This is a genomic window from Epilithonimonas zeae, from assembly GCF_900141765.1.
Classification (GTDB): Bacteria; Bacteroidota; Bacteroidia; order Flavobacteriales; family Weeksellaceae; genus Epilithonimonas; species Epilithonimonas zeae.
This window is the reverse complement of record NZ_FSRK01000001.1, coordinates 1,704,997-1,730,374: the sequence shown is the minus strand read 5'-3', so window position 1 is coordinate 1,730,374 and position 25,378 is coordinate 1,704,997. Positions and strand designations below refer to the sequence as shown.

At 34.2% G+C, this 25,378-nt stretch carries 26 protein-coding genes; 8 read left to right on the top strand and 18 right to left on the bottom strand.

Translation table 11 applies throughout. The features are described from left to right. Positions 1-59: 59 nt before the first annotated feature. From BUR19_RS07935 to BUR19_RS07920, 4 genes are all read right to left on the bottom strand, one after another. Entirely contained in the window at positions 60-1,574 is a 1,515-nt protein-coding gene (locus BUR19_RS07935; protein ID WP_074234577.1) for a glycosyltransferase family 39 protein, read from the bottom strand. Between the two features lie 205 nt (positions 1,575-1,779). Further along, positions 1,780-2,892: a linear amide C-N hydrolase gene (locus tag BUR19_RS07930; protein ID WP_074234575.1), complete on the bottom strand. Its 1,113-nt coding sequence runs from the start codon at positions 2,890-2,892 to the stop codon at positions 1,780-1,782. A 223-nt stretch (positions 2,893-3,115) separates the two neighbouring features. After that, positions 3,116-3,757 carry a DUF2306 domain-containing protein gene (locus BUR19_RS07925; RefSeq protein ID WP_074234573.1) on the bottom strand — a complete coding sequence of 214 codons (642 nt, stop codon included), beginning with the start codon at positions 3,755-3,757 and terminating at the stop codon, positions 3,116-3,118. 123 nt (positions 3,758-3,880) lie between these two features. Continuing rightward, entirely contained in the window at positions 3,881-5,044 is a 1,164-nt protein-coding gene (locus BUR19_RS07920) for a helix-turn-helix domain-containing protein (protein WP_245799041.1), read from the bottom strand. Positions 5,045-5,399: 355 nt separating this feature from the next. Between BUR19_RS07920 and BUR19_RS07915 the strand changes: the two genes are divergently transcribed. Next, positions 5,400-5,876, top strand: a complete 477-nt coding sequence (locus BUR19_RS07915) for a hypothetical protein (protein ID WP_221407772.1) — start codon at positions 5,400-5,402, stop codon at positions 5,874-5,876. 71 nt (positions 5,877-5,947) lie between these two features. Here the strand turns inward: BUR19_RS07915 and BUR19_RS07910 are convergent, their stop codons facing one another. The 4 genes from BUR19_RS07910 to BUR19_RS07895 all read right to left on the bottom strand — a co-directional run bounded on the left by BUR19_RS07910 (position 5,948) and on the right by BUR19_RS07895 (position 10,840). Continuing rightward, on the bottom strand, positions 5,948-9,118 hold the full coding sequence (locus tag BUR19_RS07910) for a M1 family aminopeptidase (protein ID WP_074234570.1): 3,171 nt from the start codon (positions 9,116-9,118) through the stop codon (positions 5,948-5,950). A gap of 2 nt (positions 9,119-9,120) precedes the next feature. Further along, a complete protein-coding gene (locus tag BUR19_RS07905) occupies positions 9,121-9,993 on the bottom strand; it encodes an ABC transporter ATP-binding protein (protein WP_074234568.1) in 873 nt (290 codons plus the stop codon). A gap of 122 nt (positions 9,994-10,115) precedes the next feature. After that, positions 10,116-10,322: a helix-turn-helix domain-containing protein gene (locus BUR19_RS07900; RefSeq protein WP_074234565.1), complete on the bottom strand. Its 207-nt coding sequence runs from the start codon at positions 10,320-10,322 to the stop codon at positions 10,116-10,118. A 2-nt stretch (positions 10,323-10,324) separates the two neighbouring features. Next, positions 10,325-10,840, bottom strand: coding sequence for a DUF2975 domain-containing protein (locus BUR19_RS07895; RefSeq protein WP_074234563.1), 516 nt, complete (start codon positions 10,838-10,840; stop codon positions 10,325-10,327). 336 nt (positions 10,841-11,176) lie between these two features. On the opposite strand from BUR19_RS07895, the gene BUR19_RS19135 reads away from it, so the two are divergent. Together BUR19_RS19135 and BUR19_RS07885 are read left to right on the top strand one after the other, a co-directional pair. Further along, positions 11,177-11,359 (top strand): dihydrofolate reductase family protein, encoded by a 183-nt coding sequence (locus BUR19_RS19135; RefSeq protein WP_245799040.1) that lies wholly within the window; start codon positions 11,177-11,179, stop codon positions 11,357-11,359. 46 nt (positions 11,360-11,405) lie between these two features. Further along, entirely contained in the window at positions 11,406-12,479 is a 1,074-nt protein-coding gene (locus BUR19_RS07885; RefSeq protein WP_074234561.1) for a serine hydrolase domain-containing protein, read from the top strand. An 84-nt stretch (positions 12,480-12,563) separates the two neighbouring features. On the opposite strand, the gene BUR19_RS07880 is transcribed toward BUR19_RS07885, so the two are convergent. Continuing rightward, on the bottom strand, positions 12,564-13,076 hold the full coding sequence (locus BUR19_RS07880; protein WP_074234559.1) for an AAA family ATPase: 513 nt from the start codon (positions 13,074-13,076) through the stop codon (positions 12,564-12,566). A 437-nt stretch (positions 13,077-13,513) separates the two neighbouring features. Here BUR19_RS07880 and BUR19_RS07875 point away from each other — a divergent pair, with 437 nt between their 5' ends. Beyond that, positions 13,514-14,194: a GNAT family N-acetyltransferase gene (locus BUR19_RS07875; RefSeq protein ID WP_074234557.1), complete on the top strand. Its 681-nt coding sequence runs from the start codon at positions 13,514-13,516 to the stop codon at positions 14,192-14,194. Positions 14,195-14,772: 578 nt separating this feature from the next. Continuing rightward, complete coding sequence (locus tag BUR19_RS07870) at positions 14,773-15,537, top strand: transporter (protein ID WP_221407771.1); 765 nt, start codon at positions 14,773-14,775, stop codon at positions 15,535-15,537. On the opposite strand, the gene BUR19_RS18790 is transcribed toward BUR19_RS07870, so the two are convergent. From BUR19_RS18790 to BUR19_RS07860, 3 genes are all read right to left on the bottom strand, one after another. Further along, complete coding sequence (locus BUR19_RS18790; protein ID WP_139297287.1) at positions 15,512-15,691, bottom strand: hypothetical protein; 180 nt, start codon at positions 15,689-15,691, stop codon at positions 15,512-15,514. The two genes, BUR19_RS07870 and BUR19_RS18790, sit on opposite strands and share 26 nt — an antisense overlap. 62 nt (positions 15,692-15,753) lie before the next feature. Then, entirely contained in the window at positions 15,754-16,341 is a 588-nt protein-coding gene (locus BUR19_RS07865) for a Crp/Fnr family transcriptional regulator (protein ID WP_074234555.1), read from the bottom strand. A 114-nt stretch (positions 16,342-16,455) separates the two neighbouring features. Continuing rightward, on the bottom strand, positions 16,456-17,409 hold the full coding sequence (locus BUR19_RS07860) for a beta-1,6-N-acetylglucosaminyltransferase (RefSeq protein WP_074234553.1): 954 nt from the start codon (positions 17,407-17,409) through the stop codon (positions 16,456-16,458). 381 nt (positions 17,410-17,790) lie between these two features. On the opposite strand from BUR19_RS07860, the gene BUR19_RS07855 reads away from it, so the two are divergent. The 3 genes from BUR19_RS07855 (at position 17,791) to BUR19_RS07845 (ending at position 19,813) form a co-directional block, all read left to right on the top strand. Beyond that, a complete protein-coding gene (locus tag BUR19_RS07855; protein ID WP_083600703.1) occupies positions 17,791-18,906 on the top strand; it encodes a DEAD/DEAH box helicase in 1,116 nt (371 codons plus the stop codon). A 53-nt stretch (positions 18,907-18,959) separates the two neighbouring features. After that, positions 18,960-19,154, top strand: coding sequence for a cold-shock protein (locus BUR19_RS07850; RefSeq protein WP_074234550.1), 195 nt, complete (start codon positions 18,960-18,962; stop codon positions 19,152-19,154). A gap of 203 nt (positions 19,155-19,357) precedes the next feature. Next, the gene (locus BUR19_RS07845; RefSeq protein ID WP_074234547.1) at positions 19,358-19,813 is read left to right on the top strand and encodes a MaoC family dehydratase; all 456 of its coding nucleotides are present in this window, start codon (positions 19,358-19,360) and stop codon (positions 19,811-19,813) included. Between the two features lie 48 nt (positions 19,814-19,861). On the opposite strand, the gene arsB is transcribed toward BUR19_RS07845, so the two are convergent. The 6 genes from arsB to BUR19_RS07815 all read right to left on the bottom strand — a co-directional run bounded on the left by arsB (position 19,862) and on the right by BUR19_RS07815 (position 25,350). Next, positions 19,862-20,890 (bottom strand): ACR3 family arsenite efflux transporter, encoded by a 1,029-nt coding sequence (gene arsB, locus BUR19_RS07840; RefSeq protein ID WP_074234545.1) that lies wholly within the window; start codon positions 20,888-20,890, stop codon positions 19,862-19,864. Between the two features lie 5 nt (positions 20,891-20,895). Next, on the bottom strand, positions 20,896-21,507 hold the full coding sequence (locus tag BUR19_RS07835) for a low molecular weight phosphatase family protein (RefSeq protein WP_074234543.1): 612 nt from the start codon (positions 21,505-21,507) through the stop codon (positions 20,896-20,898). 30 nt (positions 21,508-21,537) lie between these two features. After that, positions 21,538-22,023: a GNAT family N-acetyltransferase gene (locus BUR19_RS07830; RefSeq protein WP_074234541.1), complete on the bottom strand. Its 486-nt coding sequence runs from the start codon at positions 22,021-22,023 to the stop codon at positions 21,538-21,540. Between the two features lie 13 nt (positions 22,024-22,036). Beyond that, entirely contained in the window at positions 22,037-22,501 is a 465-nt protein-coding gene (locus BUR19_RS07825) for a DUF6428 family protein (protein ID WP_074234539.1), read from the bottom strand. A gap of 71 nt (positions 22,502-22,572) precedes the next feature. Continuing rightward, positions 22,573-22,902, bottom strand: coding sequence for an ArsR/SmtB family transcription factor (locus BUR19_RS07820; RefSeq protein ID WP_074234537.1), 330 nt, complete (start codon positions 22,900-22,902; stop codon positions 22,573-22,575). A 180-nt stretch (positions 22,903-23,082) separates the two neighbouring features. Continuing rightward, the gene (locus tag BUR19_RS07815) at positions 23,083-25,350 is read right to left on the bottom strand and encodes a glycosyltransferase (RefSeq protein ID WP_083600702.1); all 2,268 of its coding nucleotides are present in this window, start codon (positions 25,348-25,350) and stop codon (positions 23,083-23,085) included. Positions 25,351-25,378: the final 28 nt, after the last annotated feature.

Below are 25,378 nucleotides of genomic sequence, written 5' to 3'. Positions count from 1 at the left end.
GCCATTAAATCGTTTATGATTCAGCAAAACAATTAAATTTAATGTGAAATGTAAAAAGTTTATCTAGCATCATCAATCTCAGCCTTAAGACGGTCTCTGATATCCATTTTTGCCCCCATAAAACTAAATATCATTGTTCCTCTTTCTCTTGCGTACGGATTTACAATAGAATCCACTAATTCAGCTTTTTTAAAATATGGACCTGTTTCAATCAGTTCATCAGGCTCAGAATATTCCTTGATGCGGATCAGATTGGTATATTTTTCACTCAGATCAAACCAGTAAAGGTAGTCGGCATTAAACGAAACGGCCTTAATGTTCTGCTTTGAATAATAATTGATAGCACCTGCCTGTCCATAATTATCGCAAAGGACCAACGTCTTCCCATATTTTGAGACTTTGATATATTCCTGATCAGTTTTCTGAGTCAATTCCTTCCAGCCCTGCATATCAGCGAAGTCCTGTGGCAGGGAATGATCCTTCCCATCCTCCCAGCGCAATAATCCCCAACGCTTGTAATGATCAGGATGCTCTACTATATACTTTGGGTTTTTGTTTGGAAAAGCAAAATTGTACAATGGTAAAAACAGCAGTACAGGAATACTCAAGCTTGTAATCTTCAGAATCCACTTTATCCGGCTCTTCTCAAACAAAATACCAAGATATGCTGCACCAATAGCAATAAAAGTAGGGTAAAGACCAATCGCATAATAATCCTTCGCCCTAAAAATTACAAACAGAACTATCGTAAAAACATAAGCCCAGAACAAAAATCTAATCTCCTTGAAAGGTTTATAAAATAACAGGGCATAGCAACCGGGCAGCCAAACAAACAGTACTCCAACGAAGAAAAGCAGTTGTGACTTCAAAAAATTAAGGCGGCTTACGTGAACCAATTGCCTTTCTGCTAACTCACCCATATGGTCAACTACAGGGAAATTATGATTAAACTGCCAGATCAGATTAGGCAACATTATCATCAAGGCTAATAATGCAGAAAAATACAGATGTTTATTAAGGAAAATCTTCCAATGTTGGGTTATTAAAAGAGCAGGTATCAAGCCCAAGACTGAAAATACAATATTATACTTATTCAAAAAGCCTATTCCAAAAATAACCGCTGCCACATATAGCCATTTAGCCTGTTCAGATCTAAAATATCGAATCAAAACAAAGTACAGCAATGTCCACAGCAATACTTCCAGGGAAGTTGGTTGGAATAGCATGTTCAAACGTAGTAGAATGGAAAGCAATACGCCTGTTGCTGCCAATATTTTTGCAAAGAGATCCCCATTCAAAGTTTCCACTATTTTCCATACAACCACTATGGTAAGTGCGCCGAATAATGCCGGAAAGAATTTTACCCAGAACACAGAAGCTCCAAGCGTTTGAACTACCCAGGCAAGCCAGGAATTAACAGGCGGTACAGATAAAAAGCCCCAAGCCAGATGGTTGCCCTGATCAAGATGCAAATATTCATCCCTATGCAATTCATATTCAGTGTTTATTAATGAATACTGAAGAAAAAATTTAATCAGTACCAACAGTAATAGAATCAGGTGGTCTTTTTTCATACGGTTTGACATATTTCAAAAGTAAGACATTTGACAGACGGTTTTTATTACCTTCGGAACGGATTTATCTCGCTTCGTCAATATCTGAAGGAAAGCAAGGAAGTATTAGAACAGTTTTTTTAGCTATCTAAACTAACCTTTTTTTTTCTATTATTTCAATGTTTTGAACCTGAAAAGTCTTAATAGAATCCCTAGCTTAAAACGTCTACTTCTTATCAGTAGAAGGTAGGACAGTCTTGAAAAAATTTTTAATATTTTCTTTTAATTGGGAAAAGGTATTAGATGTTGCAAATTCTTTATTGTCATAGCCAATGGGAAAACCTTTCTCAACATATTCACTGTTTTTTTCAATGCTCAGCACTTCGAAGGAATTATTTACCTGTCCCACCTTCTTTGTATGAATGTCTAAAAATTTAACCGATGAATTTTTCGAAAAATCTAAATCATTCAATGCAATTGATTTGATTTCCTTCTGCAAATCCGAACGAAAGTATAGGGTCATTAACTTGGTATCGATTACAGTTTGCCATTCTCCGGGATGGATAGAATTTAAAATGTTCCACGCATAATCCACAGGTTTACCATCATATGTGTAGTTTTTCATCATAAAGTAAGCCTTACTGAAACGATCATCCCAGGAATTTATCTGGTTAAGGTCAAACCTTTCTTTTCCGCCCATAAAATCATATTTTTTAGCTTTGTCTATATCTGTGTGATATTGATTATTGCACAGTAGTGGCATTGGCATTTCCTTATTGCTTAGAACAGTGTACTTGTTATTTAAGAGGGCAATCGTTGCAGAATTACCAGCTGCATCAGTCAGAAAGAAGTGTGAACCAGCTGCATTAGGCCACCAATCAATATTAGGACCGTCATTAAGATGTTTGATTACCTCCTTAACCGATTTGTAATTGTCCAACTGATACTGAATCCACTGTGCCCAAAACATATCTGCCTGTTTAGGATTTCGGAATCTGTTGGTTTCTTGAAGATAAAGTTCAACCAGGAATAATCCTTTTTCATTAACGCCATAGCAAGGGAATTCATATCCTAAAAGATTGAATGTCACTGATCCATATTTAGATGTCCAGCTTGCTGAGGCTTGTGTGTCATTGGTCGTAAGATTCTGCCAGCTTATATTTCGTTTAACAACATCCCGTTTATTGACAACGATCATTCCAGGCATTGTTTTCCAGTTTTCATTAAAACCAACTACATTATAATTTTTTCCTGTAAGCAAAAAGGCAGAACAAGCCTGGTTCTGATGGAAAATCAGTATGGCAACTAGGATTGTCAATTTAAGAATGAGGGTTTTCATAATTTTTCAAAATCTATTAGATGAACAAAAGTATATGGTTAAACAATATCTGTCAATACTGAATTATAACCATTTTTTATTGGCTAACATAAATATTTGTCTAAGGATTGTAATTGCTACTATTTCATTTGATACATTTATCTCACTTTTCCCCTTTCAATTTCCCCTGAAGTTATAATTCAATTTAGGACAAGCTGAAGAGCCATTTTAGCAATTTAAAAAACTAATGGTCTTGTCTTGTGAACTTAATAAGAGATTCATCTGCAATTTTATTCTTTTTATTAATAAAATAGGCCACAAAAATATTCGGAATCCAACAGAGCCAGGCAACAGTAATGTATGAAAAGGAATTGTCATCGGTTATTTTTACTAAAAGTGGATACCATAACCTCAGCGTAACTGCAGCAAAAGTACAGGCATAACTATATATCATAAGCTGTTGGTGGGCTATTATATTTCTTTTTCTTATTGCCAAAAAGGCATTAAACGTGAATATAAACCAGACCAATCCTAGAGATATGAATCCCAATGCTGCGGCAGCACCTTCATTGGCATAAAATCCCAGATAGATTCCTGAAAGAGAACCTATCAATGCAGAGATAATGTAGATTTTTCCCAACATTCTATGTAGCTTCAAATGTTTATTTCGGAATTTGCTGCCGAATTGCGTCCATCCAATCAGTAATGATAGACCAGCAAAAATAATATGCAGGAAAAATGTAGCTTTCCAAACTAAATTAGCAAGAAGCTCTGGCGCTTTGGTGTGCAAGAAAGTGTTTTTATGATCTACAAAAGCATAGGTCAAAGGATAGGCGCCAATCATAAGCGCAAGAATACAAATCAGGACAAACAGTAGTTTTTTCATAAGGATTTCTAAATTTTCTGTAAAAGTCAGAATTACAGGTGATAAAAGTGTTCCAAAATGAAAGATGATACCTATTTTTGATAATTTAAATATAAAATAATTGGTATTTTGTAGGAAATAGTCTCAGGAAATAAGCTTCTGATCTTTTAAAAATTCTCGAGGTGAACAGCCCGTATATTTCTTAAAATTTCTATTGAATGAGGTTTTGGAATTAAATCCGCATTCGAATGCCAATGTCAGAATTGTAAATTTTTGATTTTCTGGTAATACAACGATTCTTTTAAATTCTTCGATACGGTAGCGGTTGATGTAATCGTAGAAGTTTTTATTTTCGACAGAGTTGATGGTTTGAGACAATACATTGGGATGGACATCGAGTAGTTTTGCAATATGATTCAGATTAAGTTCCGGATCTTTATACAGCTTCTGGTCATTCATCAGAGAAACTAATTTTTTATAAACGCGTTGTATCGTTTCGTCACCGGCAAAATTTTTCTGGTATTTTGGATACTCAATCTCATTGTCAGTATTTAAATTTTCTTCGTCCTTCTTGTCGAGTAGAGCCGGATTTAAAATACCAACTTTACTGATTCCAAAATAAGCGGCCAATACTACAAATAATACAACGAGGGAAAAAATAAGGATCTCACTTTTTATCATAACAGCTATCCAGATCGTCGATATACCAATGATGAGGTAAAATCCCCAGTTCAGGTTGATTTTTTCAGTATTTGAGTAGATATTTGATATCTGTCTCTGATATTTTTTTATCATTAATGTACTTAAAATCACATAAAAAATACCTGAAAAAGCAATTATTAAGCTTATAATGGTGCGCAATACTTTATAGGAACCTCCATTATGTTGGTAGATCTCAATCTTATCGTGGGATGACATCAGAAAAAAGTCAAGCAAGGAAAAGTAAACAATCACCACAGGCGCCAGATGAAGCAACCATATTTTTCTTTTGGGATAATTTCCTGTAAGACAACTGAGATACAAATATAACATTGGACCGTGAACCAATGGCAAAGGTATTTCCAATCCAAGAAGATAAGGAAATCTAATGTACGAGTTCGAAAATATAAATAAAAAACAGATCAGATGGATCCCGATTAATAGAAACCATACCGAAAGAAGATAATCTGCCAATCCTTTCTGAGACTTCCCCAATATTAGAAAACAGGCAAAAAAAGCAATTAAAATTCCAGCTAAATAAAATAGTTGGGAAGAAAAAGATTCTACATCGAAACCCATTAAATTTAAAATGAACTGAAATATATTCATTTTAAATTTAATTAGAAAATGAAAACATAGTTTCCCTATTTTATATCACTCTCTCAATAGTGTTTTTAGGATATAATTTCAAATTAGGGACTGATATATTTGAATGGAAACCTTATTTCTTTTATTTTAGAGGGATCAAAGATTTAAAATCCTCTTCCATATGACTAAAAAGCTGTTATTTATTTTGGTGTTAAGCTTAATGTTTAGTTTACAGTCCAAAGCGCAAAACAAAGCAATAACTCCATATGATGTACTACCGTTTCAGGTAACTGCCAAGAAAACGGTCTATAAAGGTAAAGACGCTTTAGCCTTAGAAATTCCTGGTCAAGCTATTGGAGACAACACATTGGCGATTTTGAAGGACATAGATTTTCATAACGGTATTATTGAAGCTACAATTTCTGGGCAGCCGCTTGCTAATGCGGGAGAAACGGCTCGTGGGTTTGTTGGAATTGCATTCAGGGCAGCTTTGGATGCTTCTAAAATGGAAGTTTTTTATTTGCGACCGACCAATGGAAGGGCAGATGATCAGATTCGCAGAAACCACTCCAGCCAATATATTTCCATTCCAGGATTCCCTTGGGAAAAATTAAGAAAAGAGACGCCGGAAAAGTATGAATCATACGTCGATATATTGCCTGCAGAATGGATCAAAATAAAAATTGTAGTAAAGGATGATACTGCAACGTTGTATGTTAATGGTGCTTCTCAGCCTACCTTGATCGTCAACGACCTGAAACAGGGTAAAGATGTTCGTGGAAGTATTGGATTATGGATAGGTCCCGGAACTTTAGGACACTTTACAGATGTTAAAGTGACCAAGGAAGACTGATCTATATGTCTCGAAAAAATCCCCGCACTGATAAAAGTACGGGGATTTTTTCATTTATTAAAGTTTTAAAATTATTCAGAACTGAATAAATTATAGACTTTCTTCCTGACTTCATCATTAGGACTTACCTTATAAAACTCTTTAAGCAAATCCAAAGTAGTCGGTTTTTTAGGATATTGATTGTGTAAGAGAAAACTTTTAAGCGCTTGGTTTACCTTATCTTCACCAATCAGTTCGCTCAATTTCACCATAATGACAGCACCTTTTGAATACGAAATATGCGTATTTTCACCGCTCACTTTGTAAAGCGGCTGATTTTCAGATAAGCCTTTTTCATTATCAAAAATCTGTTGATGAACTTTTATTCTTTCCAACATTTTTTCTTTTCCGTACATCTTTTTGTAAATCATCATTTCGGTGTACATTGCTAAGGTTTCAGTCAGCATCACAGCGCCTTCTCTGTCATCGGGATCGATCTGGCTGTTTCCCCACCAGAGATGCGAAAGTTCGTGCCCTGCAAGTTCATTGATGACATCCTGGTTTTGATCAGCTTTAATATTGGCGTGGAAAAGCATATCTTCTGTCATAAAAATAGATGATGGATAAGCGGTAGCCGCAAAACCCTTCGTGAAAGAAGAAACTTCAGCAAAGCTGATGGTTTTGAACGGATATTTTCCAAAATTCTGTGTACAATAATCCAACGTAATTTTTGCATTTTTAAGTAAATGATCTACATTTTCCGAATGTTTTTTATTATAAAAAATATTGATCGTTATTCCTTTATAAATCAAGCTTTTCATCTGATATTTTGCGGAGGAAACAGCAAATCGAAATGGAATCCCAGTCGATTTATATTGAAAATAATTTCTGTTATCTTTATTATAATGTTGAATCAGATCTCCGGTTCCTACAGCGGTCTGGTCTTTTTCTGTTGAAACGGTCATATTCAGATTAATGAAATCTTTTTTGAATACTTCTGGAGCTTCTAATTTTTTTAATTCCGATTGCTTTTCGAGTTTAAATTCGGCCCGTTTTTCTTCATCTTCAATTTCATTATCAGCTTTATATCCGAAAGTTGGAAAATATCGGCTGATTCTCATAAAAGAACCATTTTCTATGATTGAATTGAAAGAATCGTGACCATTAACTGCCGACCATTGATAGGAAATTTTAAAATCCAAAGTGGCTTTTTCTCCGGGCTTTAAAGATTGTTTTAAGTCAATTTCAGTTACTTTCTGATCAATTTTTTTTGATTCAGAATCTGTTTTGAAATTGGCTGATTCTATTTGGAGATCAGAATCGAAATTAATCAAAATCTTGTCAATAGGTTGATCGGTTTGATTTAACAACCTATATGTTCCATTGATCTGATAAGAATTTTCAGATGGATAAAGCTGTATTTCGGTAGTCACATCAGTAATGGTCGGTTGTGCAAGATCTTTATAATGTTTGAATTTCTTTTCGTATTGAGCCGATTGTGCCATCTTTTCATCTTCATTTTGAGGAATATAACCTTTCATAAAAAGATTTCCGGCAAAAACTCCAACAGATAATATAAAAACTGTGAGAATGAGTTGTTTTACATTCCATTTTTTTGTTTTGAAGCTTTTATTAATCAGCCAAAAACAAGCAATTAAACTTAGTCCGAACAGCAATCGTTCTGCAAAAGCTGACGCATAAGGTCCGTATCCGTTAAAATCGCTGTAAACGCCTTTGTAATCTGAAAATATTCTCAATAACGGATTGGATATGATTTTTTTCGAGACAGGTCCTGCGAATGTAAAACCCACAAGCACAGAAATTCCCAGCGCTACAAATCGATTTTTAATATTGTCATTGATCAGCAAAATAAAAGTTGAAAAAAGAATTAATGGAAAAGTGTTAAAAAGAACGGTTCCCAGATACGCATTCCAATCGATGTGAAAATAGCTGTAAATGAACTGAAATATCAATCCTTCAAAAATCAAAATAGCCGTAAGAAAGAAAAATAAGACACTGATGGAAAGAAAATGTCCGCTGAGTTTGTTTTTAGAAAAATAAGTGCTTTTCTCAATCAGTGAAAACCCCGATGAATGGCTTCTCCAGTACAAATCATTAATAAAATAAATGGCGATCAGCATTCCAAATAGATGGAAATTTTCCGAAATGGTAGTCGACATCAATCCTGAACTCGCATATTTTTGAGGAAGACGGATTCCCTTTTCTATTTCAGCGTACATTTCCATTCCAACAAAAAATAAGAGTAATATTGAAATGGCTACAATGGTGATGCTTTTAATAAGGTAAATGAGATCGATTTTTGCAAATGATAAGACGGATTTTATATCAGAAATAAATCCAAAAGAAGTTCTCGCGGTTGTAAATGGTTTTAAATTTTTAGTAAAAGAAATACTTGCGACCTTGTTTTTGCTTTTATTTTTGTTTTGGGAAGGTGGAGAGAATGAAAACAGCCTGTAAGTCAATACCAAAAGTAACATTGAAATAATCACAAAAACGATTCTGTTGATCAATAAAAATCCGGTAAATGGTACAATCAATTCATTCTTTTGTTGAGCCGATAACGTTCTTGCTTCAAAAAAATAAGATGAAATCCCGAAAGGGTCTATCAATGCTGATAATTGCTGTGTTTGTAATGATTGCGGTAAACTTCCTGCCATAAACGGTGAATTGGAAAAAACGAGGATCACCATATAAAGAACGTAAAGAAACAGTCCGCCGACAACAACCAGTAGTTTTTTCTTGGTGGTAAATGAAATGAAAAATAAAAAGCTGCAGACTACGATACAATTGATTCCGCCGAAAATCAGAAGAGGGTAGAAGTAATGCCAGAACTGAAAATGTTGCTGAATTTCACTTCCCGTTCTTAGATTTTGTCCGATTATAAATCCAATCATTAAAAATATAAAACTGAAGAAAGTCTGCAGAAAAAAAGTAAGAAATTTCCCCTGCAGATATGTTCGTTTTGAAAATGGATACGAGAAAATGAGAATATCAAATTTCGAATCCCAATCTTTAAAAAGCACCTGAATGGCAAAAATTATGGCAAAAAAGATGATAACCAGACTTAATAATCCTGTCATAAAACCAATTGTGTACGGAGAATTTAAATAAATTCCTTCTCCAACGGTAAGATTGAACTGATTTCCACAGAAAATGCCGATTAACAGGAGAATTAAGGCAACGAAATATTCAGGCCAACGCTTGATTGTACGTTTGGCCTCAAATAAAAATAAAACATTCATAACTATGGTTTTTGAGTAAGCGTATGGAAATAAACGTGTTCCAACGATGGATGGACTGCCGTAAAATCTGAAAGCGGTTGTTCCGAAAACGCAGTGATATACAATTCTCTTTCAATCAATTGTTGACTGATGATCTTATAATTTGATTGATAATTTTCCAACTGTTCTTTTTCAATTGGTTTTGACCAGATCTTATTTTCCAGCTCGGAGATCAGTTCGGTTGGATTTCCCTTTGTGAGAAGGTTTCCTTTGTTGATAATGGCTACTTCTGAACACAGATTCCGGACATCCTCAACCAAATGTGTGGAAAGAATCACGATCACATCATTGCTGATTTCGTTAAGTAATGAGTTGAAACGGTTTCGTTCCTCGGGATCCAGACCAGCGGTGGGTTCGTCAACTATAATGATCTTAGGATTTCCCAGCAAAGCTTGTGCAACCCCGAAACGCTGTCGCATTCCGCCGGAAAAGGTATGGACTTCCTTATTTTTAAAATCAGAAAGATTGACTTTTTCTAACAGATTTAAAATCTGGTTTTTTCGTTCGGAACTGTTTGCAATTCCTTTCAATATGGCGATATGTTGTAACAAATCATAAGCTGATACTTTGGGATAAACGCCAAAATCCTGAGGAAGAAATCCGAGATTTTGTTTGATATGATCAGGATTTTCAGAAACATCGATTTCCTTAAAAATGATTGTACCCGAAGTTGGTTTCTGCAATCCAACGATGGTTTTCATTAGTGATGATTTTCCGGCTCCGTTGGGTCCCAATAAGCCGAACATTCCATTTTCTATATTCAAAGAAAAATCTTTAATAGCTTGAAAACCATTTTTGTAGGTGAGGTTTAGGTTGTTAATTGTTAAAGTATTCATAGGCTTGATTTTAGGTCATAGAATTCCTGGCAACGTTTCCATTGCTTTTAATTGTGCGTAAAAATGTTGGTGGTAAAGCTTCAATTGACAAAAAGGTCACGAAAGCTTTTTGATTTATCTAATTATTCTTCTTTATACTCCAGGATATCTCCTGGCTGACATTCCAAAGCTTTACAGATGGCTTCCAGCGTATCGAAACGCACACCTTTAGCTTTTCCCGTTTTTAAAACAGAGAGGTTGACATTGCTAATTCCTATTTTCTCTGCCAATTCTTTACTCTGCATTTTTCTCTTGGCAAGCATAACGTCTAAGTTGATGATAATCGGCATTTTTATATAAATAGATCTTGTTCGTTTTGTAAATGTAAACCCTGTTTAAAAATATTGGCAAGGAAATAACAGAAAATTCCCAACATAAAATGGATAAAAACCAATCCCCAAATAATACTTTCCACTTCTACAAAAAAGCTTGCTGTAATAACGATGGGTAAAGGAAAGAAAATATTGTAGATGTAAAATCTTTTGAGGTGTACTATATTTCCTTCGGTAAATAATTTTGACTGAAAAAACACTTTAAACACTTTCGCTGACAGCCAGAAAAAGATTCCGTAAGTCAAAAGAACCAGCAAAAAAGACAGGATAATATAGGGATAGTTGTTTTCGATATTCAGAAAAGGCTCTTTTGTAAATGGATAATTAATATGCAGATATAGATCTTCTTTATAAGGCGTTACGGCAAAACCAGTCAACAGGCAAAACACCGAATATACGAATGTGATAAGATAGCCTGCAGATAATACAATACATAGGTAATACAGGATCTTTGAAATATTTTTACTTTGATTCATAGGATAATCAATTAATTTGTTAATGCAAATATATAATTAATTATCGTAAAACATTAATTAATTAAAAATTTATAAGTTATGCATTGGAATGATTGATCTACTATCGTATTGGAAAACTGGTTCAGATCGCCCTGTGACTTATTGGTAACCAGAAAAATTCATGCTTTTTGGTTGGAATAAAGCTCAGTGCATGAGGCAACGAGATGTTTACGTTATCACAAGAACCGAAAAGCCAAAAGTTGGCAGAACCACATTCTATACAGGAAACATAACAGAATTAGTTAAAAGTTTAAAATCCGAGAAAGGAAAAATATTTATTGTGACGGTGGTGCGGAAGTGATCAATGAACTTTTAAAACATAATTTGATAGACGAGTTTATAATTTCGGTTATCCCGGTTTTGTTAGGAAATGGGACAAGACTATTTAAAGAGGGAAGATCTGAACAAGAGCTTGAGTTTGTTGAAGTCAAAACATTTGAAACAGGGTTGACCCAACTGCATTACCGGCAGAAAAAATAAACAACTAATCACCGAAGATTATTATATTAGCTTTAAAATCAACGACGTGAAAAATATTCTTATCGGTGTATTCATCCTAACCTTTACTTTAAGCTATTCTCAAATAAAAAAAGTGGAAGAGGTTATTGATTCTTCTGTAAAGAAAGATAATTTTAACGGCGCTGTATTACTGGCTCAGAACGGAAAAACCGAATTGCTTTCATACGAAGGTCTTGCTGACAGACATTATAATATTAATTTTTCCGATGATACCAGATTTCATATTTTTTCTCTTACAAAAACTTTTACGGCTGTTCTCATTATGCAGTTGTATGAAGCAGGAAAAATAGATTTAGATGCTACAATTTCAACTTATTATCCTGAATATAAAAGAGAAGCGGCACAAAAAGCAACTATCAAAAATTTGTTAACCTACAGTAGTGGTAGAGAAAATAAAGACATTAGTACAACAGAATTTATTCATCAGGCATACGACAACACGATCTGGGATCTGGATGATTTTATAAACACTTATTTATCTGAAAAATTGATTGATAAACCCGGAACAAAGTTTAACTACAACAATGGTGACTATATTTTGTTAGGAAAAATTATTGAAAAAATTTATAAAAAATCTTTTGAAGAAGTTTTGAAAGAACAAATTTTGATCCCGTTAAAAATGCAAAATACGGGGATGCTTCATCATAATGATATTGTTAAAAACATTGATGATGGCTATTCTGCGGACGAAGCTGATCCTTTTCTACTTCACACTCCTACAAATACTTATATTGATAATTTTTATTCTGCCGGAGCTATGTATTCTACACCGAAAGATATGCTGATTTTTGATCAGGCTATTTTTAATAATATTCTATTAAAAAAACCAACTTTAGATTTAATGTTAACTCCATTCAGAAATCTTGAAGATACTGCTTTGGGGTTTTGGGTTTATTCTAAAAGCTTTGGGAAAATGAGTACTTTATTTGTAGAGCGACAGGGTGAAGGATATGGACACAGTGCCAATTGGGTACATTTGCCTGAAAAAAAACTCACGCTTATTATTCTATCCAATACAAAAGATATCAAATACCTCAATAAAATGAGAGAAAGATTAATCTCAGCATATTATGGGCAGTAAGAAATTTAAAAAGGTTATATTTTTAAGACAATGTTATATACTTCTTTGAGTTGTATTTTATTCCTTACAAAATTAACTTTGATGTTAAGATGAAATTTTAGCAAATACCTGATCTCTACGATTCGATAATGTACCACTTACTTTAATTACTTTGATTCCAAAATCATCAATCCAATCATACAGTAAATTATTGACTTGTTCCCTAAGTTTGGGTAGATTTGTCTGATAATACGGTATCAGATCTGGCTCTTCGATAGAAACAAATACAAAAAGATCAATTTCATCAACTATTTCTTGAGCTTTCTGAAAAAGATTTTGAATATTTCTGGCTGGATCAATAATATGAAGATAGGCAAGAATATCAATCACACATCGGTCAAATATAACATCGTCACCACTCTGAGAAATCAGATTTACGGAATAATTAAACTGTTCAACAAAATCTTCTGCGTTAGGTGTATCTGAAAATTCATATCCTGAAAATTCCAGTTGATAGTAAGGTTCTATTTCAAGAGTGTATCCGGGAAGATGCTCTAAAAGTTCTTCTGCTAAAGTGGTTTTACCAACATTATGAGCACCGAATATCGCAATTCTCATATTTCTATTTATTATGTGATTAAAAACTGAAAAAGAATGTGTTCAAGCAACAAATAAATTCAAATTCAGCTTTGTTTTTATCTTATAAAATTACAAATAATTGTGTACATTCAACTCGTAAGCTTCAATTCAATCTCTCAGGCATCAAAATTTTAGTATATTTACGATGATAGATCATCCGCGTCCTTTTTATCGAAGAGGAGCATAGAGGGAATTCCTATGATGAGCACCTGATCAATCAGGCTAAAAGCGATACCCGAAAAAGCGGATTCAAATATCTGAATCTCTGTACAGATCACATCGGAATTTACAAAAATATGGCTTCAAGTACATCGGGCAAGATTATTATCCGTGGGAATAGGAATTCAGGATTTATCAGATAGAGGTATCGATTAGACGCAATAAATTTTTTAACAAGAAGAACTATTATTTTTAATATGCAAATTTTTAAACTGGACAATCCAGCTTGGCACTCTTTAAATGAAGCTCATAAAGACTTTGGAATCGATTATAATGGAATAAAGTTTTATAACCCTGATTATTGTTCTTTCGGCGGTGCTTTGAATAATGAAAATGCCGAGTCGGGAATCGCAACATACGCATCTATTACAAATCAATTTTTTGTAATAGGGGATCGACCTCCAATCAATCACAAAGTCCGTCTAGAAGGTGAATTGGTGTGTGATCAGATGATTCTTAATCAAAGGATTAACGTTGATATTAAGGAAAAAATAATTGAACTTCATACAGAAGCGCAAAGAGATCAGCTGTTTAAGCTTGTTAACCTTGTTCAACCGGGCTATTTTAAAGAAAAAACCGCTTATTTAGGAAATTATTATGGTATCTATAAAAATGATCAACTGGTTGCAGCGACCGGCGAAAGAATGAAAATGGATGGATACACTGAGTTAAGTGCAATTGTGACCCATCCTGACCATACAGGCAAAGGATATGCAAAGCAGTTAATCGCCTATGCCAGCAAGCAAATATTCAACGAGTCAAAAATTCCCTATCTGCATGTCGCTGACAATAATGCTAATGCCATCAGACTTTATGAGAAATTGGGATTTTTGTTGAGAAGAAAAATGAGTTTTTGGAAATTGAGTTCCAATGAATAGTAATATTATTAATGATTATGCTTACATTAAATAGCATCTTTAGCAAAAATTATATTCTTTTATTAACTAATTAGGCTGATCATAATTGATTAATACCAAAATCCTTTTAGCAAATGGCTAAAAGGATTTTAGTATTTATGTTCTTTAATTTAACAAAGCCAATATAAATACTGATTCAAATTATTTTGGCCTCCTAATCAATCTCGGAATGCTTTTTTATAAAAATTTATAGCTGATATTTAAGTTCTCAGCAAAAGCAGAACAGATCAAAACGATGATTCAAATAATGTTATTACTGTAGATGAATGTATAGGAAATTCCTGACCAGTAGTCTATAGCAGAGAGGTTTATTTTAAGAGCACATTAATTAATAAGGAGGCGCGTGAATTGTTCTTAAATTAAGTGTTACTAATAGAAAAAATAAAATAGAGGATGAAATAAGCCAATTTTCGGCACAACTTTTAATCTCCTACTATTTAAGATTGATTAATAAAAATATCGATATGAATAGGAATTATATACTAATTATAGGGATTATAGGGCTTCTTTTTCCGTTAAAAGGATCAGGACAGCAAATAGTGCAAAAAAAATATTCATTATTTAATCCGGTTCCAAAAGAACAGATGCGAGAAATGGAGACCGACCGTCCTGATGTAACTGAATCGCCATATACTGTGGATGCAGGGCATTTTCAGCTGGAAACCGATTTAGTCAGAACAATCAGTGAAAAAAGTGAATCCATAAAAACAAAAACCTTACTCATTAATCAGATGAACCTTAAAGTGGGACTGACAGGTTCTACTGCAGTCCAAATTGGATTTCAAACATATGGCTGGCAACGTGAGACCGAATTAGATTCGGGTAATAAAACAGTAAATGACGGTCACGGCGATCTCACATTCAGAATTAAACAAAATTTAATTGGAAACGACAAAGGCAACTTTGTAATGGCTTTGTTACCTTATGTGAAGATTCCAACGTCAAAATATGAAGAGAGTCGATTTGAAGGCGGTTTGATCGTTCCGATGCAGTACAAATTTTCCGGAGAATGGAATTTAGGATTTCAGGTGGAATTGGATAGACTTAAAGATCAGGATGATAACGCAATGCATACTGAGTTTCTGCAGACCTTAACTGTTAGTCATCCGATTACTAAGGGCTTGGATGGTATCGCCGAAACTTATTATACCTATGATTTTAAGGCACATCAATTCTCAAATTACATCAATGCGGCCATTCAGATCGATGCAGCTAAAGATTTTAAGTTGGATGCCGGATTGAATATCGGATTACAGCATACAGCAGCGAAACATTTTTTTATTGGCGCGTCATACAGGCTTTAGAATTTATCATTTTGATATTATTCTGAAATTCCTGCAAAACTAAAAGACTTTCCTGATGAACGTGTCTTTCCAGGCTTTTGGGATCCGGAATGTCCCAAAGGCCGCTGCAGCATCCGACTTTAGTTCCGCCGAACCAGAATAAGAAACTGACCAAAGTTGATCAGCTGATACGAATAACAGCTTAATTTTTCAGAAATAATCTCGATAGATTTCAGTTTAATAAAAAATTTTACCTTTTCTAATCACAAGAAGACCTTCATTTTCCAATTGTTTGATTGTTCTTATAACAGTTTCAACCCTTAAACCGGTAAGTGATGCAATTTGCTGTCTTGTAAGCAATACCTCATCCGGATCGGTTGAATCATTTGATATTTTTAAATACCGAAGTAAATTAATAGTTTTATCAGAAGGACTTTCTAAAGCAAATCCCCTCATCATGTAGGTATAATGCAAGCTTTCGGCAATACTTTCATAGAGAACTCGTAGAATAGCTGGATTATCCTTCAGCATTATATCAAAATCCGATTTTTGCAAGATTAAAATCCGACAATCCTCCATTGCAATAGCACTTACCGAATATTGATGTTTTAAGAATAGGAACAATTCTCCCAAGCAATCTCCCTTATTAGATATATTGTGAATAAACTCACGACCTTGCTTTTTCTGACTAACAATTTTTACGCTTCCGGTTAGGAGCTGAAAGTAGGAGAGTGCTTCTGTATTTTCCTGAAATACAAACTGATTCTTGGCATAATTTACAATTTTAGCACCAGAACTCATCAAAAGGTCTTCGTTTATCAGCATATGTCATCTTCTAATCATTCAGGTCAAGCACCCTGCTTTCTAGTTGGTAAAGCTAAGAACAAAATTTTCTCTGGCTTTATGAATGGGAGTACAGGGCATATAGATTTAAAAATATTAAGACCATTTATCATCTTGCTCATTTCTTTTGATCTCTCTATTTATCTCGTCCACATATGGTAATGGAAGCAGATATGTTTCATCAATATATTTTAAAATAGTTTGATTGGTGTCATTATCAATCTTTCTGATAAAAAGCTGATTGGTCTTTTTTAATGATTCAATAAAAGAAGTATGGTAAGAATTTTTATTAAAGAATATTCTTTCAATCGATGCTCTTTTATCATCATTTACCACAATATCTTTAAAAACAGTATTCATAAGAACCGTCTGAAAAAATGATTCTGCCGGTAAAAGTGTATGCAGGTAATAATCTTCAAAGTCCATCACCCGTTTATTATTGGTCAAAAAAGAACAGGTTTCTCTTGTGAAAATAAACCATTTGCCTCCGATGTACGGTGTTACCCCTTCCATAAATGTTCTTCTATAAATTAATGACGATATTTTATGGCTTAGTTCAGTAAAATGATTCTGTATTCTCTTAAGCGTATCAGGTCTGTAAAATTTTTGGTCGTAGTAGAAAAGGTAGTTCCTGCCATTATTTATTTTAAGAAACTGTCGGATAATATTCTGCGATTTTAATGGGTAATCTTCGCCACTTAAGTTGATGAAATAATCCCATTCTGCGGTTACATTGAGTAAATATTCCATAGCATTGAGCTCTGCCTGAATGATACTGAATCCTCCTGCCACAATATTCATACTCTCAAGAATATAGACATTGGGAAAATGGATGAGATATTGTTGAATTTGCTCAGTAAATTCTTCTTTGGCTTTTCTGTCTATATGAATCAGATAAAATTGATCACGGGTGTAGATTTTCTCAAACATTGCTTTAAAAACATCAGGTTTATGATGGATCATGATAAAATAAGCAATTCGGATCTGAGAAGACGGTGGACTGTTTGACTTTTTTGTAAGGGGCTGGATTTGGGATGCTATAGTTTGCATAGGCTGGAATTTTAAAATTATCCGCACTTTGCAAACAATTAGATTATGTGCGTAAGCTACGAATATATTTTTGATAATCAGTTAATTATATTGTATTGTTATTGGGTTGTTTTAGCATACATTTGCAAAGTATCAATAAAAAAGGTTCCTGCCTCTGCTACTCTGCAATAATTTAAATCCATTTTTATCATTCAGTTTTGCTTTTTCAGATTCCCGATTGTCAACTGATTTCTTTAAGGAAGGCTTTTATTTTTAGCTTTCAATGTGGAAAAAAGTTTAGAGTAATGAAAAGTATATGGAATTAATATTAATTCTAACCATTACAAATAATACATTAAAAATGCACCTGCCGGAAAAAAAGATCGGAAACTGCAAAAATTTATGATAAGTTTCAAGAATCTGCAATTAATTAATCCCATAATCCGAGCTATTACAGAATCGGGGTATTCCCAACCGACTGAGGTACAAAATGCTGTAATTCCAAGTGTTTTAAAAAGAAAAGATGTTCTGGCTTCTGCACCCAAAGGAAGTGGAAAAAAATTAGCTTTTACGGTGCCGATATTACAATTGTTGGGAAGAAACCCTACTGAGCACACTAATATCAGGGTACTGATCATTGTTCCTACAGATGAAATAGGAGCTCAGACAGAAGAAAAGATCAAGCAGTGCAGTAAATATCTTTCTCTTTCAACATTTAGGATTAATGATGGAGAGTCAACTGAAAGTCAACTTTCTGCCTTCAGAAAGAGAATGGACATATTGATCGCAACTCCTGAAGGGCTTTTAGAAATTGCAAAAAAAAGACCTGTCAATTTTTCCAAGTTAGAAATTCAGGTTTTATATGATGCAGATAAAATGATTGAGAAAACATCGATAAACAGAATAAAAAATATCCAGAAACTAATTCCTAACCATTTACAAGCCTTAATCTTTTGTACAGAAACTTCAGATTATCTCAAAAAATATGTCTCTCCTTTTCTTAGAAACCCGGTAGAGATTGTAATAGACGCGAGGTCGGCATCAATAAAAAATATCTCGCAGTGTGTATATTTTATTGAAAAAAGAGATAAGTCAGGGTTTTTGATTGATCTTCTCAGAAAAAGCAACATAAAAGGATTTATGGTTTTTACGCGCAGCAAATACATAGCCGATGAGCTGGTACATCAGCTGGAAAATGCCGGTGTCAATATTGGATGGATTCATGGGAACAGATCAAATGCTGTGAGGAATAATGTAGTGGATGATTTCAAAAGCGGAAAAATTCAGGCTTTGGTCACTACAGATATTGCAGCAAAGGGAATCGACTTGGATAAAATATTTCATATCATCAACTTTGATCTTCCTGCTATTCCTCAAACGTATATACAAAGGATTGAGAGGATACGAAGGTTAGGAAGTGACGGTTCCTTAATATCATTCTGTACGGCAGATGAGCACATGGATTTAAAAAATATCCAGAGTCTGATAGGTTTTACGATGCCTGTCGGTACATTTTAAAAATAAAGCTGTAAAGTTTACAGATTATACATACAATTTTAATAATAATTACAATGCAACAAGGCACAGTAAAGTTTTTCAATGAAGCAAAAGGCTTCGGATTTATTTCTCCTGCAGATGGGAGTAAGGACGTATTTGTACATTCTTCAGGGTTGGTTTCAGGATCAATCCGTGAAAATGATAAAGTGAATTTTAATATTCAACAAGGCGACAGAGGTTTAAATGCTGTCAATGTGAAATTAGCATAAGGTGAAACGACTTCTTGCTTAAAAAGTTAAAACATTTTTTTCTCACATCTTTAGTAGATTAGACTGTTTTTAGCATATGCTTGAATGAAATTTGGATATAACTACATCCGTTTCTTCATGTTCATCCAACCTCTTGCATTTTGCGAGAGGTTTTTAAATGATTTAATGGTACAATACTTTTAATCTATTATTTTTTATATAAAATGATTATTATCAACAATTTTGACGAATATAAATTGCTGGAGGGAATTATGGTCGGAGCATCATCTTGGCATAGGATCGATCAGAACCAAATTAACCTTTTTGCAGATGCCACTTTGGATCATCAGTGGATTCATACCGATGAGAAGAAAGCAGCAGAAGAAAGTCCCTATCATTCTACCATTGCTCACGGCTATTTAACACTTTCGCTGATTCCTTATCTCTGGAAGCAGATTGCTGAGGTAAGAAACATCAGTATGGAAATCAATTACGGAATAGAAAATTTTAGATTTGGTCAGCCGGTAAAAGCGAATGATGAAGTAAGTCTTGAGGCAACTATTAAAACGGTAAATAATCTTAAAGGAACCGTAAAAGTAGTGGTGGGCGCTAAACTGATTATTAAAAATCAGATAAAACCAGCTTATACGGGAGATGTGGTTTTTCTATATCATTTTTAGAAGGAAGGTAAATGTAAGTAGACCATAAGTTTTAAAAAATATGATATATTAATAATACTTTTTCTTCAGCCACAAACTGGCTTTTACCAATAAGATAAGCACAGGAACTTCCACCAATGGACCGATAACACCTACGAAAGCTTGCGGAGAATCGACTCCGAAAACGGCTATTGCTACAGCTATCGCCAATTCAAAGTTGTTGCCTGTAGCTGTAAATGCGATTGAGGCATTTTTATCATAGGGGATATTTAGAGATTTATTGATAAAGAAGCTGACAAAAAACATCAGTACAAAATAAATGACCAACGGTAGGGCAACCTTTACCACATCCATTGGCAGCTCCAATATTTTGTCTCCTTTCAGGCTAAACATTATTACTATAGTAAATAATAAAGCATACAAGGTAACTGGCGATATTATTGGGACAAATTTTCTGTTATACCATTCTATACCTTTTGACTTGATAAGAAAATAGCGACTTATGAATCCTGCCAAAAATGGGATACCTAAATAAATCAATACACTTTCTGTAACATCTTTCATTGATACGGTTACATTGAAGTTGGCTAAACCTAATTTGCTCGGCAATACATTGATAAATAACCAAACTAAAAAGCTATAGGAAACAACTTGAAAGATGCTGTTCAACGCAACCAGCATAGCAGTATATTCTCTGTTTGCTTTTGCCAAATCACTCCAGACAATAACCATCGCAATACATCTCGCCAAGCCTATCAGTATCAATCCTGTCATATAATCGGGTTCATTTCTTAGAAATAAAACGGCTAACCCGAACATCAGCACTGTGCCAACAAACCAATTGAGAAATAGCGAAAGACCTATTACTTTTTTATCTTTGAATGCTTGAGGTAATAGTGAATAATCAACTTTTGCTAAAGGAGGATACATCATCAAAATCAAACCTATTGCCAGTGGAATATTGGTCGTTCCTACTGACATCGCATTTGTGATTTGTGAAATTACAGGAAAGAAATATCCTAAGCTTATACCTGTTGCCATTGCAAGAAATATCCATAAGGTAAGATAGCGGTCAAGAAATTTTAGTTTTGGCTGCATAAAAACTATTTTTTAATCTTAGAGAAAACGTAGAACATTTCAGAAGCTATCTGCAAACTTCTTTCTGCATAAACTTGTGACTGCTGTGGTGTGTTATCAGAAATTTTAGGGTCTTCAAATGCGATAGGTATTCTTTTCTCTGCTCCAGCAATAAAAGGACAGCCTCCGTCTGCTTGAGAACAGGTCATAATCGCAGCAAAACCGGATGTTGGATTGAACGCGCTATCATATCTTTTTGAAAATCCAATTACAGGTAACGAATCGTCATCGTACTTGATAGAATATACAGAGTTATTTCCATCTGCAATTTTGAAGATATTAAAGCCTTGATTAATGAGTGTCTCAGCCACTTTTGGAAATAAGGCAGTTTCTTCCGTACCTCCCGAATAAGAATATACATTTGGAATATTAAAATAGGCAGCTCCAGCTTGCGCCCAGATTTGTGATAGATGGCTTCTACGCGAGTTATGGGTACAAATGAAATTGAGATTAATATCTTTTCCTTCATCCGTTTTTTGCTGTACAAAATCAATTAATGACTGCAATGTGATTTTTCTCTCCTCACTAATGCTTTGATATTGCAATTGCTCTATAGTATTTATTAATTCTGAATACATAGTCTTTATTTAAGTTTTATTCTTATTAATCTATTCCGATATTTTGCTTCTACGTTCCATAAGGAAATTATCTTTCCAAATCCCATTTTTCTTACCGATCTTTTCTCTGTAACCAACTAATCGGAATCCGCATTTCTCGTGTAGCTTGATACTGCTTTCATTTTCGGCGAATATACCGGACTGTAATGTCCATATCCCGTTTTCTTCGCTCTGTTGGATTAATTCTGTCAACAGAGTTTTTCCTATTCCTTTTCCTCGCTCGTCTTGCGCAATATAAATACTTACCTCTGCAACACCAGCATAAACGCATCTGCTGGAAACAGACGTCAAAGCGGTCCATCCAAGCATTTTATTGTTATCAAAAATGCTGATTCTACAAAAATCGAGATGTACTTTATCCCATTCTTCCCATTGTGGAGAATCATTCTGAAAAGTGGCTATATTGGTTGCCAATCCCTGTTTGTAGATTTCTATGACTTCCGAAAAGTTGTCTTTGGTTATGGGTTTGATTTCCATAATGCAGTCTTTTTTAGCAACAACCTGACTTGGGAGTGCAGCAAGTATTATTCGAATCAGATGATTCCACAGTTTGATTTCCTTCAGGAATTCCACAAGCCTCATTTGCCAGACAAGCAGTTTGTTTATTTTTCAGAACAAAATTATTCCCGTTAAAATCTAAATCATACTTACCGATAGTTTCGCTTTGATATTCAACTTCTATCTCTGAATCTTCGATTCCCAGTTTATTTTCGCATAGTGAGATGATGTCCAAAAGTTTAGTTGGCTTCAATCTATGTTCAAAGTCGTTGGCATTCCACAATTGGAAATTGACAACCTTTTCTCTTCTTGTATTACCACCACAGTCTATGAAATGTTTTGTAATAACTCCTATTTCTGTAACGTGAAAATGCTCAGGAACAAATTTCCCGTTCTCTAGCTGAAATTCTACATTGTTCAGTGTAGGTAAGATTTCTTTGATTTTTGATAGCTTCATAATATTTAATATTTAGATTGTTTTAATTTTATATTGCAATATGACGATGATATAGATTGCAAAAAAAGCTGTTAACAGCATTTCCCAACTTTTGCATCCTGTTCAAAAAACTGATTAAGCAATCCCTGAACCTCTTTCCATTTTTTATCTTCAATACAATAGCAAACAGATTTTCCCTCAATAGTTCCCTGAATAATCCCGATACTTTTCAATTCTTTCAAATGTTGCGAGATGGTTGCTTGCGCTAGTCCTAACTCGTCTACCAAATCATTACAGATACAAGCTTTCTGATTAATGATGTGTTGCAGGATTGCAATTCTGGCAGGATGCGCCAAAACTTTGAAAAGAGAAGCCAGGTTATTTTGCTCGTCTGTGAATATTTCTGTTTTAGTAAGTCCCATAATTAATATTTTAATATTGCAATATTACGATATTGTTTTGAATTTGAAAATTTTTATGTGTATCTTTTCTTGTTTATTGATGTTATCCATTGAGGCTTCAAATAGATTAATGCCACTTATAAATGGTCAATTTTTTAATCAAATTTTTCTGTCAACCAAAAATTAATATCCCAATAATAATTAATTAGTAAAACAAAGCCTTGCCATCAGATAACTGACGGTTGATTCTGCACCCTGATTGAGATTTACATTTTTTTCCTCAATCCCATCATAGCAACCTCCTGTTGCAGGGTTATAAACGATCTGATTCAAATGATTTTTTCCCAAAAACCAGTTGAATGAGTTGTTCATCATTTGTAAATATTTTTCGTCATCAAAAACTTTGTAAAATGCAGATAATGCCAAAACAGTATAAGCAACATCAATAGGCTGTTCTCCACCAATTGGAGTATCATTTTCAGTGTTTTCTTTTTGTAACCAGCCTTTATTGGAAATCACTTTTATATTATCATCAATCATAATTTTAGATAGTAAAAACTCGAAAGATTCTTCCGCAATTTGTTTGTAAAGCTCATCTTTGGTTGAGATCCAAGCACAAAGTAAAGCTTCTGGTAATACGCTGTTTCCGTAGGTCAGATAATTCTCAAACCAATGCCAATCGTCTTTTGCTTCGTGTTGATACATCTTCACTAGACGATTCGCTAATTGTTTTAACAATGGAAGGTTTTTTTCTGAGTTTTGATAATGTAATCCTTTAATAATAAAAGCCATTGCTCTTGTAGAATGGATTTTTTCTGCCCAAATAAGATTTTTTTGAATGATTTTCTCTGCAGTTTCAGAAAACTCCTGTGGTAAAATTTGTTTTAATGAAATTAAATAACCTAAAGCCCAGATTGCTCTTCCGTTGGAATCATCCAGATTAGTTTCGTAGTTCTGCTGTGTAAACTGTTTGTGCTCGTCAACGTAATTCACGAAACTTCCGTCATTATGCTGGCAAAATTTAATAAAGTTTAAATAAATTGAAATCAATTGCAGATCTGCTTTGTCTCTACTGCCTGCAAAATGCCTGCAAATAGCAATCATCGCCCGCGCGTTGTCATCCAGAGTGTAACCTGAATTGATATCCGGTTTACTGATTTTAGAAAACTGAATCATCCCTAAATCGGTTGTCATATTTTGAATGTGCCCAAGATTGATTTCCGGTAGAGTATAATTGAGTTCTGTTCTATTATTTCTGAATTTCTGAAATAATAAAGCGTGTAAGATAGATGAATTTTCCCAAGCTGTCGGAGCCATTTTTTCCAATGATTTCAAACGTAGCTCCTCCCGTTTGCTTTCATTTTCTAATAATGTGTTTACAGCAAGAGACAACTGCTCTGGAGCTTCAAAATCAACAATAATTCCCGTATCTTCCTTTAAAACTTCCATAGCGTGTGGAATTGGAGTAGAGACAATGGCGCATCCGCTGCTGATTGCATAGGAAAATGTGCCGCTCACTGCTTGATTTCTGTCTTTTGACGTGAAAAGATAAACATCGGTAAGCTGAAGATATTCTAGTAATTCCGGGAGTGGAAGATAATCATTGATAAAGCGGATGTTGTTTTCCAGATGAAGTTTACAAGTGAGATCTTCTAAAAAATCACGATATTTTTCGCCTTCTTGCCTTACTATGGCAGGATGTGTTTTGCCAAGAATTAAAAAAATTACATCAGGATTTTTAGCAATGATTTCCGGCAAGGCTTTCAGTGTGGTTTCAATATTTTTTCCCGAACCTAATAATCCGAAAGTTGAAAGAACCTTTTTGTTTTTAAGATTATACTTTTCTTTCAACGCAATTTTGTCTGTGAAAGGCAGAAGGTGTGTTCCGTGGGGTATTATCGTAATTTTATCGAAAGGAATTTCATAATCATTCGAAAGAATGTCTGCAGAAATACTTGTCATTACAATAATAGATTTTGCAAAACCGGCAATTTCTTTCACCTTTTCCTTTAGTTCTTCATCAGGTTTTGGCAAAACAGTGTGAAAAGTGATAATAACATCTTTTTTTAAGTTCTTGAGAAAAAGAAACAAACCATTTCGGGTTTCATTAAAAAAGCCGAATTCGTGCTGAAGCATCACCAACTCAACTGTATCGTTTTTATTGATCTTTGCAGCCAATTCCAAATAAGAAACGGCATCTGAGATATTTAATTTATACTCGGTATATTCATTATACTCATAGTTTTCCTCTTCTGTTTCTATCGGGCAAATCATCGCATTGAAAGATTCTCCGAATTTCGAATGAAGAGATTTTATAAGATCCTGTGTATAAGTGGCAATTCCGCATACTTTTGGAGGAAAAGTACTTACAAAGACAATGTTGGTTTTATTATAGGTTTTGTGTTTTTTATCATTATAAGATTGTCTAATTGCTTTATCCTCCACGTCTGAATTAATATTTTTATTCATTTTTAATTTCTTCTTTAACCATATTCTG